11 protein-coding genes are annotated in these 12,710 nt (G+C 70.5%); 4 read left to right on the top strand and 7 right to left on the bottom strand.

Translation table 11 applies throughout. The features are described from left to right. Positions 1-10 precede the first annotated feature (10 nt). The 6 genes from ACOOE8_RS01370 to ACOOE8_RS01345 all read right to left on the bottom strand — a co-directional run bounded on the left by ACOOE8_RS01370 (position 11) and on the right by ACOOE8_RS01345 (position 8,348). On the bottom strand, positions 11-991 hold the full coding sequence (locus ACOOE8_RS01370; protein ID WP_420393118.1) for a TRAP transporter substrate-binding protein: 981 nt from the start codon (positions 989-991) through the stop codon (positions 11-13). Further along, a complete protein-coding gene (locus ACOOE8_RS01365; protein ID WP_420393117.1) occupies positions 988-1,953 on the bottom strand; it encodes an NAD(P)-dependent oxidoreductase in 966 nt (321 codons plus the stop codon). The genes ACOOE8_RS01370 and ACOOE8_RS01365 overlap by 4 nt, the downstream gene beginning before the upstream one ends. A 339-nt stretch (positions 1,954-2,292) precedes the next feature. Next, positions 2,293-4,593, bottom strand: a complete 2,301-nt coding sequence (locus tag ACOOE8_RS01360; protein WP_420394592.1) for a xanthine dehydrogenase family protein molybdopterin-binding subunit — start codon at positions 4,591-4,593, stop codon at positions 2,293-2,295. A gap of 190 nt (positions 4,594-4,783) precedes the next feature. Further along, on the bottom strand, positions 4,784-6,397 hold the full coding sequence (pgi, locus tag ACOOE8_RS01355) for a glucose-6-phosphate isomerase (RefSeq protein WP_420393116.1): 1,614 nt from the start codon (positions 6,395-6,397) through the stop codon (positions 4,784-4,786). A 12-nt stretch (positions 6,398-6,409) separates the two neighbouring features. Then, positions 6,410-7,432 (bottom strand): glycosyltransferase family 4 protein, encoded by a 1,023-nt coding sequence (locus ACOOE8_RS01350; RefSeq protein ID WP_420393115.1) that lies wholly within the window; start codon positions 7,430-7,432, stop codon positions 6,410-6,412. A gap of 58 nt (positions 7,433-7,490) precedes the next feature. After that, positions 7,491-8,348: a UDP-2,3-diacylglucosamine diphosphatase gene (locus tag ACOOE8_RS01345; protein WP_420393114.1), complete on the bottom strand. Its 858-nt coding sequence runs from the start codon at positions 8,346-8,348 to the stop codon at positions 7,491-7,493. A 197-nt stretch (positions 8,349-8,545) separates the two neighbouring features. On the opposite strand from ACOOE8_RS01345, the gene ACOOE8_RS01340 reads away from it, so the two are divergent. Continuing rightward, on the top strand, positions 8,546-8,971 hold the full coding sequence (locus ACOOE8_RS01340) for a DUF1489 family protein (RefSeq protein ID WP_420393113.1): 426 nt from the start codon (positions 8,546-8,548) through the stop codon (positions 8,969-8,971). Between the two features lie 25 nt (positions 8,972-8,996). Here the strand turns inward: ACOOE8_RS01340 and ACOOE8_RS01335 are convergent, their stop codons facing one another. Continuing rightward, the gene (locus ACOOE8_RS01335; RefSeq protein WP_420393112.1) at positions 8,997-9,875 is read right to left on the bottom strand and encodes an EipB family protein; all 879 of its coding nucleotides are present in this window, start codon (positions 9,873-9,875) and stop codon (positions 8,997-8,999) included. Between the two features lie 183 nt (positions 9,876-10,058). Between ACOOE8_RS01335 and ACOOE8_RS01330 the strand changes: the two genes are divergently transcribed. The 3 genes from ACOOE8_RS01330 (at position 10,059) to ACOOE8_RS01320 (ending at position 12,593) form a co-directional block, all read left to right on the top strand. Then, complete coding sequence (locus ACOOE8_RS01330; protein ID WP_420394591.1) at positions 10,059-10,493, top strand: RidA family protein; 435 nt, start codon at positions 10,059-10,061, stop codon at positions 10,491-10,493. Next, on the top strand, positions 10,490-11,221 hold the full coding sequence (locus ACOOE8_RS01325; protein ID WP_420394590.1) for a glycerophosphodiester phosphodiesterase family protein: 732 nt from the start codon (positions 10,490-10,492) through the stop codon (positions 11,219-11,221). Before ACOOE8_RS01330 ends, ACOOE8_RS01325 begins: the two co-directional genes overlap by 4 nt. A gap of 136 nt (positions 11,222-11,357) precedes the next feature. Continuing rightward, the gene (locus ACOOE8_RS01320) at positions 11,358-12,593 is read left to right on the top strand and encodes a GNAT family N-acetyltransferase (RefSeq protein WP_420393111.1); all 1,236 of its coding nucleotides are present in this window, start codon (positions 11,358-11,360) and stop codon (positions 12,591-12,593) included. The last annotated feature ends 117 nt before the right edge of the window (positions 12,594-12,710 follow it).

Genomic DNA, 12,710 nt, shown 5'->3' with positions numbered 1-12,710 from the left:
GACCCGCCGATCAGCGCGCCGCGTCGATGCGGTCCAGGAGCTCGCTGCCATGCTCCTCCACGTAGGCCGCGCGCGTCACGTCCTTCGCCGCCGCCATGAAGGCCTCGCGGTTCGGGTTCTCCTCGACCTGGAGCCCCTCCGCCTTCATCGCCTCGAGGCTCTTCGACTCACGCTCGGCGACGAGGTCCCGCTCGAACTGCCCGGCGTTCTGTCCCGCCTCCAGCAGGATCTGGCGCTGCTCCTCCGTGAGGCCATCGAACTTGGCGCGGTTCATCACGAGGTAGGCAGCGGTGTACGCGTGCCGGGTCAGGCTCATGTGCTCCTGCACCTCGTGGAAGCGGACGGCGTGGATCAGCACCACCGGGTTCTCCTGGCCGTCCACCGCGCCGGTCTCCAGCGCAAGGTAGACCTCGTTGAACGACATCGGCGTCGGGTTCGCGCCCCACGTCTCGAAGGCCTTGATGTGCGCCGGGTTCGGCGTCGTGCGGATGGCGAGGCCTTCAAGGTCCGACGGCTCGACGATGGGCCGCTCGCTGTTGGTGATGTTGCGGAAGCCGATCTCCCAGTTGCCGAGGACTTGCATGCCCTCCTCCTGGAACCACCCGTGGATCGTCTCGCCGATCTCGCCGTCGAGGACGCGGTAGGCGTGCTCGGGGCTCTCGAACAGGAACGGGAGGTCGAGCGCGTTGAGCTCCGGGATGACGGCGGTGAAGAACGGGTTGCCGATCACCGCCATGTCGATGGTGCCGAGCCGCACGCCGCGCACCTGGCTCGGGTCGTCGCCGAGCTCGTGGGCGGGGTGGATGGACACGGTGATCTCCCCGTCCGTGCGCTGCTCCACCTCCTCCTTGAAGTGCTCGGCGGCGGCGTGGGTGGTGCTCGACGTCGACGCGTAGTGCGCGAGGCGGAGCTGCTGCTGCGCGGCGGCGGGGACCGCCACGAGGACCGCCAGCGCCGCACCGGCGGCAACGAGGGACGGGATCGACTTCATCGGGCTTCCTCTCCTGTCGTTCTGGTCGTCGTTGCGCACCGGTCCCTTGCGTTTGGGCCGGCGTCGTCGATGGTGCGGCCGATCACCGGCCAGTAGCGCGCGCCGTCGCCTGCGGCTTCCGCGGCGTGGAAGGCCGCACGCACCGCGTCGGCTCCGGCGAGTGACAGACCTACTGAGTTCGCGAGGTCCAAGGCATAGGACAGGTCCTTCGCCGCGTAGGTCACGGGGAAGGCGCGCTCCGGGAAGTCTCCCGGCAGGAGCGCCTTCATGCCGTGGTTCCTCACGGCGAAGCTGTCGGCGGACCCATTGGACAGCGCGTCGAACAGCACCTTGCCGTCGAGCCCCGCACGGCGCGCGACGGCGAGGGCCTCGGCCAGCGCGTGGACGGTCTGGAAGAGGACCATGTTGTTGAGGATCTTCACCATCTGCCCGGCGCCGTGGCCGCCGCAGTGGGCGATGTCGCTCGCCATGGTCGTCAGGATGGGCCAGACTGCCCGCACCGCCTCGTCGTCGCCGCCGACCATGATGGCGAGCGTGCCGTCCTCGGCCGCCTGCCGCGTGCGCGCGACGGGGGCGTCGACCAGGCTGAGGCCCCGCTCGCCGAGGCGTTCAGCGAGTTTTCGCGTGAGCTCCACCGGCGTCGTCGACAGGTCGAGCACGATGGTGCCATCGCGTGCGTTATCCAGGATGCCGCCGGGACGCGTCACCACGTCCTCCACCTCCGGCCCGCCCGGCAGCGAGAGGCAGACGACGTCGGCCGTTGCGACCAAAGCGTCGAGAGAGGGGGCGACGGCGGCGCCGTCCGCGGCAAGGCGCTCGACCGGCTCGGCCCGAACGTCGAAGACGATGAGGCGCTCTGCACCGGTTTCAGCGAGCCGACGAGCGAGGTTCCGGCACATGGGCTCGCCCATCACGCCGAGGCCGACGAAGCCGATGGTCTCGATGGGCCGGAACGCTCTCACCGCAGCGTCACGACGGCGGGGCGGCCAGCGGCAGTGCGCGGGCAGCGAGCCGGCGCAACCGCGTGCCCGGACGATGGTCGGGCCTCATGCCGTCCTCCCCTCGACCGCCTTCGCGCGACGCCGCGAACGGCGAACCCCGCGTGGGATCTTGTGCACGGCCGTGCGTGGCGGCCGCGCGTCGTTTGGTCGGTCAAGCTATCGTGGGGCTCGAGAAGGTGTCAACGCGCGCAGCATCCGCCGCCCGCGTGCTGGTCCACCCTCGAAGCGGGCCGACCTCCTCGCAGGAGCCTCGGCGAGGGCAGCCGCGCGGCCGCTCCCGCCGAGGCGTCGATCGGCCTGTCAGGCGGCCTTCTGCGACGCCTCGTGCATGATGCGCCACAGGACATCCGGGGTCGCCGGCATGTCGACGTGGGCGACGCCGCAGTTGCGCCACAGCGTGTCGCAGATGGCGTTCATCACCGCGCCGCACGATCCGATGGAGCCCGCCTCGCCGGCGCCCTTGATGCCCATTGCGTTGTGCTTGGACGGCACGTTGCGCATCTCGAAGTGGAAGAACGGCACGTCGTCCGCCCGCGGGACCGCGTAGTCGAGGAGCGAGGCCGACAGGAGCTGGCCCTCCTCGTCGTACACCGTACGCTCGTAGAGCGCCTGGCCGATGCCCTGGACGATGCCGCCGTGCACCTGGCCCTCGAGGAGGACGGGGTTCACCGGCACGCCGAAGTCGTCGACGATGACGTAGCGCTCCACGACGACCTTGCCGGTGGCACGGTCGATCTCGACCTCGCAGGCGTGGGTGCCGTTGGGGAACGTCGGCTCGGCCTGCTTGACCTCGCCCGCGCCTGAAAGCCCGCCGGCGTCGGCAGCGAGCTCGGCGAACGTGACGGACCGGTCGGTGCCGACGATGCGCACCGCGCCGCCGGCGAACTCGAGGTCGTCGGCCGCCGCCTCCAGCTTGTCGGACGCCAGCGCCTTCAGCTTCTCGCCGAGCTCGCTCGACGCCGCGTCCACCGAGGGGAGGCCGAGCGGGATGGAGCGCGAGCCGCCGGTGCCGCCGCCGGTCTTCACCCGGTCCGTGTCGCCCTGGATCACCTCGATGGTCGAAGGGTCGACGCCCAGCCGGTCGGCGATGATCTGGGTGTAAGCGGTCGCGTGGCCCTGGCCGTTCGTCTGCGTGCCGATGAGGAGCGTCATCTTGCCGTCGGCGGACAGCTCCACCTCGGCGCGCTCGGAGCCGGGGAACGCGCACGCCTCGATGTAGGTGGCAAGGCCGATGCCGCGGAGCGCGCCCTTGGCCGCGCTCTCGCGCTCGCGTGCGGCGAAGCCGTCCCAGTCGAGCACCTCCATGGCGCGCGTCATGTGGCCGTCGAACTCGCCGGTGTCGTAGGTCCGGCCCGCCGCCGTCTTGTAGGGCATCTCATCCGGCTTGATGAAGTTGCGGCGGCGCAGCTCGATGCGGTCGACGCCGGCGGTGCGAGCCGCCTCGTCGACCAGGCGCTCGATGGTGTAGGCCGCCTCCGGCCGGCCCGCACCGCGGTAGGCGTCCACCGGCAGCGTGTTGGTGAAGACGCCCTTGATGGCGACGTACATCACGGGGATGTCGTAGACCCCCGGCGCCATCGTGGTGCCGACGAACGGGATGTAGGGACCGAACTGCGCGAGGTAGCCGCCCATGTTCGCCTTGAGGTCGACGCGCAGGGCGAGGAACTTGCCGTCCGCGTCCATCGCGAGCTCGGCGGTGGTGACGTTGTCCCGCCCCTGGCTGTCGGACATGAAGGCCTCGGAACGACCCGAGATCCACTTAACCGGGCGGCCGAGGCGCTTGGCCGCCGTCATCACCAGCGGATACTCGGGATAAACGAAGATCTTGGTGCCGAATCCACCGCCGACGTCCGGCGTGACGACGCGGATCTTGTCCTCGTCGACCTTCAGGATCTCGGCCAGCACGCCGCGCACGCCATGCCCACCCTGGGTGCCGGCGGTCAGCGTGTGGCGCCCGCTCGCCTCGTCGTACTGCGCGAGCGACCCCCTGCACTCCAGGTAGTTTGTCACCAGCCGGTTGTTGACGAGCTCCAGCTTGGCCACCTTGTCGGCCTTGGCGAAGGCCTCGTCCGTGGCGGCGCTGTCACCGACGGCGTACCGGAAGGCGAGGTTGGTCCCGCGGTCCGGCCACACGAGCGGCGCACCGTCCTCGAGCGCAGCCGCGGCGTCGGCGACGCTGTCGCGCTGCTGCCAATCAACGTCGATGAGCTCGGCCGCGTCGTTCGCCTGGGCGACGGTGTCGGCCACGATGAGCGCGACGGGGTCGCCCACGTGGTGCACCTCCTCCTTGGCGAGCGCGTAGCGCGGCGGCACCACCGTCGGCGAGCCGTCCTCCTGCTTCATCGCGGCGCGGCAGGGCAGCGGGTCGAGCTCTTCGGCGATGTCGGCGTACGTCAGCACGAGGTGGACCCCAGGAGCGTTGCGCGCAGCCTCGACGTCCTTGACGGTGAAGGAGCCCGCCGCGATGGGCGAGCGCAGGAGGACGGCGCACAGCGTCCCCTCCGGGACGACGTCGTCGGTGTAGCGGCCTTGGCCCGTGACCAGCGCCTCGTCCTCGATCCTGAGCGTCGACGCCCCCAGGCCGAACTTCGCCATCGTCATCTCGTTCACAATCCGCCTCCACCGTTCCAACCCCGACTACTTAGCCGCCGGCTCGGCGTGGCAACAGACGTTCGGGCAGCCCCGCGCGACACAAACTTCAGAATGCGTCCTTACGACCCAAGCGCGCTCGGTGCGCCGCACGGGGATGACGCTTCCGTTAGGCGCAGGCGGATCGACGAATGGCGGAGGTTCAGCCGGCCTGATGCATCCGCACGAACTCGACGAGCGCCGTGGTGGAAGCGTCCGTGTCGAGCGGCGAGCCGCCCTTAACAGCCGGCAGCAGCGCGCTCGCGAGCTCCTTGCCGAGCTCGACACCCCATTGATCGAAGGAGTTGATCCCCCACAGGGCGCCTTGGACGAAGACCTTCATTTCATACAACGCGACGATCCGGCCCAAGGTGTAAGGATCCAACTTCCGGTAGATCAGGGTGTTCGACGGGCGGTTGCCGGGAAAGACCCTGTGGGGCGCGAGGGCCTCGGCCCGGTCCCGCGGCATCCCCTGTTCGACGAGCTGCGAGCGCGCCTCCTCCAGCGTGCGGCCACGCATGAGCGCAGCCGATTGGGCGAACGCGTTGGACAGGAGCTTGGCGTGGTGGTCGCCGAGCGCCTCGTGCGGGCACGCCGCTACGAGGAAGTCGCACGGCACCGGCGTCGTGCCCTGGTGCAGCAGTTGGTAGAACGCGTGCTGGCCGTTCGTGCCCGCCTCGCCGAACACGATGGGGCCCGTGTCGCCGATGACGGGCGACCCGTCGCGCCGTACGCGCTTGCCGTTCGATTCCATGTCCACCTGCTGGAGGTGGGCCGGCAGCAGCGCGAGGCGCTCGTCGTATGGCAGCACCGCATGGGCCGGCCAGCCGAAGCCGTTACGGTACCAGTCGCCGAGGACGCCCATCAGGACTGGGACGTTCTCCTCCAGCGGCCGGGTGCGGAAGTGCTCGTCTGCCGCCGCACCGCCAGCGAGGAAGCGGCGAAAGTTGCTGCCACCGATCGCGATCGCCAGCGACAGGCCGATGGCCGACCACACCGAGGTCCGCCCGCCGACCCAGTCCCAGAACCCGAACGTTCGCGCCTCGGCGATGCCGAACTCGCCGACCTTGTCGAGCGCCGTGGAGATCGCGGCGAAGTGGTCGCCGACCGCCGCCTCGCCGAGCCGCTCCACCACCACGCGGCGCGCGGTGCCGGCGTTGGTCATCGTCTCCTGCGTCGTGAACGTCTTGGAGGCGATGAGGAACAGGGTCCGACGAGGGTCGAGCAAGGCGAGCGTGTCGGCGATGTCCGCCCCGTCGACGTTGGCGACGAAGTGCACGCGCGGGCCCCCGCCGCGGTAGGGCGACAGCGCCCGCACCGCCATGCGCGGACCGAGGTCGGAGCCCCCGATGCCGATGTTCACCACGTCGGTGAACGGTGCGCCGTCCGCTGCAACGACCTCGCCGGAGCGCACCGCGTCGGCGAACGCGGTGACGCGGTCGAGCACCTCGGCGACCTCGCCCGACACATCGTGCCCGTCGACCGCGAACGGGCCGGGGCCACGCAGCGCCGCATGCATCACCGCGCGTCCCTCGGTGACGTTGATGGGCTCGCCGGCGTACATCGCGTCGCGCTGCGCCTCGACGCCGGCCGCCCGTGCGCGATGGAGGAGGAGGCGCATCGTCTCGTCGGTGATGATGTTCTTGGAGTAGTCGAACAGGAGGTCGTCGTCGCGCACGCTGAACCGCGCTGCCCGGTCCGGGTCGGCGGCGAACGCCTCACGCAGGTGGAAGTCGCCGAGCGTTGCGCGATGGGCGGCGAGGGCGTCGTCGGGCATCGGCGGCTCCCGTCAGGCGGACCTGGGCTGCGTGTTGGCGGTCTGCAGGTTGTCCCAGAACTGGCGCACGCTGGCTTCCCATGAGAAGCGCTCCGCGTAGGCGCGGCAACGCGAACGGGGAATGGACAGCGCGGCGAGGCAGGCCCGCTTGAGGTCCCAGTCGAGGGCGCCGGTCCCCGAATCGGCGATCACGTCCACGGGGCCCATCGTCGGGAACGCAGCCACCGGCACGCCGCACGCCAGCGCTTCCATCTGCACGAGCCCCCAGGTGTCGGTGAGGCTCGGGAAGACGAACACGTCGGCGGAGGTGTAGTGCGCCGTCAGCGCCTCGCCGAGCCGGTTCCCGGTGAAGACCGCGTCGGGAAAGCGCGCCTGGAGGTCGGCGCGCGCTGGACCGTCACCAACCACGAGCTTGGTGCCGGGCAGGTCGAGGGACAGGAACGCCTCGATGTTCTTCTCCACCGACACCCGCCCGACGTAAAGGAACACCGGCCGCGGCAGGTCGGGCAGGGCCGCGGGGACGTCGGGGTTGAACGTCACCGTGTCGACGCCGCGCACCCAGCGCACCAGGCGGCGGAAGCCGCGCTCGGCGAGCGCACGCTCCAGCGTGGTGTTGGACACCATGCAGCACACGCCCTCGTTGTGGAACGCCCGCACGAACGCGTACGACCAGGAGAGCGGCACCGGCAGGCGGGCTCGCACGTACTCGGGGAAGCGCGTGTGGTAGCTCGTCGTGTAGCCGACGCTGTTCTTCCGGCACCAGCGTCGTGCCATCTGGCCGAGGGGCCCCTCGGTGGCGATGTGGACGTAATCCGGTTCGACCCGATCGATGGCGCGGGCGACGCGGCCCGGCCACGTCACGGTGAGGCGGATCTCGGGGTAGGTGGGCATCGGCACGGTGCGGTAGTCCGCCGGCGTCACCATGGTCACGGCAACGCCCAGCTTCTCGAGCTCGGTGCGGGTCGTGTCGAGCGTGCGAACGACGCCGTTCACCTGCGGGTGCCACGCGTCCGTTACCAGGGCGAGCCGGCTCACCGGACACCCCGAGCGCGACCACGGAGCCCGGCGGCGGCGCCGGGCCGCAAAGGTGCGTTCATGCGGCCTGCGGCCGTTCGCGCGCCATGACGGCGGTGAGCCGCTGCCGGCGGGCGACCCGCGTCCAGCGGATGAGCTCGAACGTGCCGTCCTCGGTCTCGCCCACGGCGGTGCAGCTCTCCACCCAGTCCCCGGTGTTGACGTAGCGCGTCCCATGCATCTCGTGCATGGCCGCGTGGTGGATGTGGCCGCACACCACGCCGTCCGCGCCGCGGCGCTTGGCTTCGGTGGCAAGGGCGAGCTCGAACTGGCCGATGAAGGAGACCGCGTTCTTCACCTTGAGCTTGGCCCAGGCCGACAGCGACCAGTAGGTGAGGCCGAGCCGCCGGCGCACGATGTTGACCCAGGTGTTGGTGGCGAGGGTCGTGACGTACGCCCAGTCGCCCAACAGCGCGAGCCAGCGCGCGTGACGCACCACGACGTCGAACTGGTCGCCGTGGATGACGAGAAGCTTGCGGCCGTCGGCGGTGAGGTGGACTGCGGCGTCCGTCACCTCGACGCCGCCGAAGTGGGTGCCGAGGTAGTCGCGCAGGAACTCGTCGTGGTTGCCGGGAAGGTAGACGATCTCAGCGCCCTTGCGGCCCTTGCGGAGGATCTTCTGCACCACGTCGTTGTGCGACTGCGGCCAGTACCAGGTCTTCTTCAGCCGCCAGCCGTCGATGATGTCGCCGATGAGGTAGATCCGGTCCGCATCGTGGTGCCGCAGGAAGTCGAGGAGAAGCTCTGCCTGGCAGCCGCGCGTCCCGAGGTGGATGTCGGAGAGGAAAAGTGCACGGAAGTGCCGGGCGTCGGGCTCACGGGAGGCCCTGCCGTCCCCGGTCGCGCGATGCTCGCCTACGGTTGGGATGTCCGCCATTCGATCCGCGTCGAGTCCGTGCGTCGCCCCTCGCTAACACAGTCCCGTCCGCGCTGAACAGGGCGCGGCGGTTTATCCCATGGGAACGAAGGTGGGGGCGGGATGGGTTCCTCCGCCACGTCCAAAATGGTCCTTGGCGGTGGATGGTGAGCGCGGGCGACTTGCACCGCCGCCTTCGCTCGGCGAAGGCGGATGACATGACAACGCATCTCCTGAAGCTCGCCGTCGGCGCGGCGTCGGTGGACAACCTGCGGACCTGGGCGACCGAGTCCGCAGCGCCGCACGGCGGGGGGAGGGCGGTCCGCATCACCACGCGCACGGCGCCACGGCGTGCACAGGACGTGCTTGCCGGCGGCTCGCTCTACTGGGTGGTGAAGGGGGCAATCCAAGCACGCCAACTCATCGTCGACCTCGCGCCGTTCGCCGACCAGCAAGGCATCGGACGCGTGAAGATCCTGCTCGACCCCACCGTGGTCCCGGTGAGGCCGCGACCCTGCCGCCCGTTCCAGGGCTGGCGCTACCTGCGGCCGGACGAGGCCCCAGCCGACTTCAGCATCAGCGCCTTCGACGAGGCGATGCCAGCGTCCATGCGGCGCGACCTGTTGGAGCTGTGCCTCCTCTGACGTGCCCCACAGGGCTTGGGCAGGATCAGCGGTCTTGGGGTTCCGGTGGCTGGGGGTCCTCGGGGCATTGGGTTGCCGGACCCAGCTCGAGCTCGACGAGGCGGCCCGCAAGGGCGAACGAGCCGTAGTCGAAGGTCGCGTCGTAGCTGATGCCGTTCTGGAGCATGCGGAACGAGATTACGTAGTCCGGCACGGCCTCGCCGGACGTTGCACCTTGATCGAAGTAGCTAATGACGAGGGTGTACGTCGCGAGCTCGGCAGCGTCAGGCACCGCAGCGAGGGCGCTGCGTTCGCGCGGGCCGGCGCCTTGTAACCCGGTCTCGGGATCGCCGATCACCGTGGTCGTCGCGAACACACGATCCGCATCGCCGCCGCCGTCGAAGACCGGCGCCTCCAACACGCGCTCGCCGGCGGCAGCCGCTTGAAGGATGAGGACCGTGTGCTGCGTCGGAAACACCGCTCGGGGCAGACGCGCCGTGCGCTCCTTCGGCTCGGTGAGCTCGACGATGGTCCCCGATGCCTTCCCGGTGGCCCTGCCCTCCACGACCGACACCGTGTCGCTCTCGCTGACGGTCTGGTTGAGGAAGACGAACTCCGCCGGCTCGAAGGTCTCGAACGTCGACAGCCTGAGGTCGTCGACCACGGTATCGCCCTCGCGGTTCACCGTGCGTGTGACGAAGCGGGAGTTGTTGGTGAACCCCTCACAGACGGCGCCGTTGACCTCGAACACGAGCCGCCCCTGAGCGGACAGCATCGACACGCTGGCCCCGGCACGGACGAGCGTCAGGTCGTAGACCGCGCGGTGCGGTGCGAGCTCCTGCGAGGCGGCGCCGCCGGCCGTCGCTGCGAGTGCGACGGCGATCGCGATGGTTCCCGCTGCGCGGCGGGGGACGACGTCCCGCATGGCTCCTCCGGGTTGCCTGCCCTCGTGCGCACGGCGGACCGTTGGCGTCAAGGCAACCACCCGGCGTGTCACGACGAGGCGTCGGGCTGACCGCGGACCGCTTGCCACTTCGGCATGGCGGACTTAGACGACGCCCAACCACGGGAGGCCTCGGTGCCGCATATCGACGACAAGCTCGCCGCCATGGGACTCGTGCTGCCTGAGGCGGCGGCGCCGGCCGGCTCCTACGTCCCCACGGTACAGACGGGCACCCTGCTCTACGTGTCCGGCCAGGTCTCCATGGATCCCGACGGCGCGCTGATCCGCGGCCGCTGCGGAGAGACGATGGGGGTCGAGGAGGCGAGCGCCGCCGCTGCCCGTTGCGCGCTCGCCATCCTCGCCCAGGCGCGGGCGGCGCTCGGCGACCTCGATCGAGTGAGGCGCGTCGTCAAGCTGAACGGCTACGTCAACTCGACGGCGGACTTCGGCGACCATCCCAAGGTGATCAACGGCGCCTCCGACCTGATGGTCTCGTTGTTCGGCGACGCGGGACGCCACGCGCGCGCGGCGGTCGGCGCGGCGAACCTGCCGTTCGGCGCGGCGGTCGAGGTCGAGGCGGTGCTCGAGGTCGCGCCATAGCGCACGCGGTCCCGAACTGGCTGACGGCGCGTCCCGTCGCCCACCGCGGCCTGCACGGCGAGGGGCTCGTCGAGAACACCCTTGCTGCCGTCGAGGCCGCGATCGAGGCGGGCTACGCGGTCGAGGTCGACCTTCAGCTCACCGCCGACGGAGGGCTCGTCGTCACCCACGATGCCACGCTGGAGCGGACCACCGCCGCACGCGGCCGCGTCATCGAGCGCCCGCTCGACGCGCTGCGCCAGGTCGAGATCGTCGGCGCGGACGAGACGCTAAGCTCGCTCGTCGACCTCCTCGCGCTGACGAGCGGGCGCACGCCGCTGTTCCTCGACGCCAAGTCGCCCCCTGGGCGGGCGGCGCGCGCGGCGATGACGGCCGCGCTCGCCAGCACGCTGGGCCGCTACGGGGGCGCCGTCGCGGTCATGACGTTCGATCCGGACCTCCTCGCGCTCCTGCGCCGCGCGTTGCCGGACACGCCCGTCGGCGTCCTCGCAGGGGGCGAGACGCGTGGCTCGCTGGTCGCAAGGTTCGGCCGAGACATGCTGCTGCACGCGCCACGCACGCGGCCCGACTTCGTCGGCTACTATGCGACGGCCTTGCCCCATCCCGGACCGTCCATCGCGCGTCGGCGCGGGCGACCGGTGCTCGCCTTCACCGTGCGCTCGCGACGGGAGGCTGACCGCGTGGCGCCCCACGCCGACCAAGTGATCTTCGAGGGCTTCCACCCCTGACGCACCTGCGGCCGACCACCGTGGGTCGTTCGAACCTGGCCTGCGGCACCATACGTCGCGCCGAGGTTCGGGGACGCGGCGTCACGTCGTCCTAGGTTGATAAGGTAATGTAGGCGGAAGAGCGTCGGAGGAGCCCATGGCCACAATGACCGTCGAAGCCGCCGGCAGCCTAGAGCCCGTCGCGCGTGAGGCCTGGGACGCACTCGCCAACCCGGGCTGGAGGGTGGGTCAGGGCGGCCGCGCCATGCGCGAGGCGAACTGCGGCTGGCCGCCGGGGAGCGAGGCCGCGTTCAACCCGTTCGTCACCTACGACTTCCTGCGTGCGCTGGAGGAGGCGGGCTGCGTCGGCGAGCGCACCGGATGGCACCCGCGCCACCTCCTCCTGCGCGACGGGTCGGGGGACCTGATCGGCGCAGCGCCGGCCTACCTCAAGACGCACTCCAAGGGGGAGTTCGTCTTCGACTACGGCTGGGCGGATGCGTTCGAGCGCGCCGGCGGCCGGTACTACCCCAAGCTCCAGATCTCGGTGCCGTTCACCCCGGCGCAGGGGCCGCGCCTCCTCGCCGGCCGCGATCCGACGGGCGAGCGCCGCGAACTCATCGCCAAGGCGCTGGTGGCGCTCGCCAAGGAGACCAACGCGTCCTCGGTCCACGCGACGTTCCTCGAGCCGGCGGACTTCGCAGCGCTCGTGGCAGCCGGCTACCTCGCACGCCTCGACGTGCAGTTCCACTTCACCAACGAGGGGTACGCGACGCCGGACGACTTCCTCGCCGCCCTCGCCTCACGCAAGAGGAAGCAGGTGAAGCGCGAGCGGCGCGAGGCCCTCGCCAACGACATCACGGTGCGTTGGCTCGTCGGCGACGACATCACCGAGGCGCACTGGGACGCGTTCTACAAGTTCTACATGGACACCGGCTCGCGCAAGTGGGGCCGACCCTACCTCAACCGCCGCTTCTTCTCGCTGCTCGGCGAGCGCCTCGGGCACTCGACGTGCCTGATGATCGCCGAGCGCGCCGGCCGGCCCATCGCCGGGGCGCTCAACTTCATCGGTTCGGAGACGCTGTTCGGGCGCTACTGGGGCTGCGTGGAGGACCACCCGTTCCTCCACTTCGAGGTCTGCTACTACCAGGCCATCGACTTCGCCATCGCGCACGGCCTGAAGCGCGTTGAGGCCGGCGCGCAGGGCGGACACAAGCTCGCACGCGGCTATGAGGCGTGCGAGACGCGCTCGGCGCACCACATCGGCCACCCCGGGCTGCGCGACGCGGTGGCGCGCTACCTCGAGGCGGAGCGCCGCGAGGTTGTGATGCACCGCGAGGCGCTCAACGAGATGGCGCCGTTCCGCAAGGACCTCGGCTCCGAGAACGAATGACGAGCGCCGCGCCGGTCCGAGGGCGGTCTCGGACCATTCGGGACGAGCCGCTCGTGCTCGCCATCCACGCCGGCAAGGCCGTCGCGACCTGGTCCGGCGCACGGCGTCGTCGACGTG

The sequence above is a fragment of the Acuticoccus sp. genome (assembly GCF_965213555.1).
GTDB lineage: Bacteria > Pseudomonadota > Alphaproteobacteria > Rhizobiales > Amorphaceae > Acuticoccus.
The sequence above is the reverse complement of the archived record's forward strand: the minus strand, read 5'-3'. Positions and strand labels throughout refer to the sequence as shown.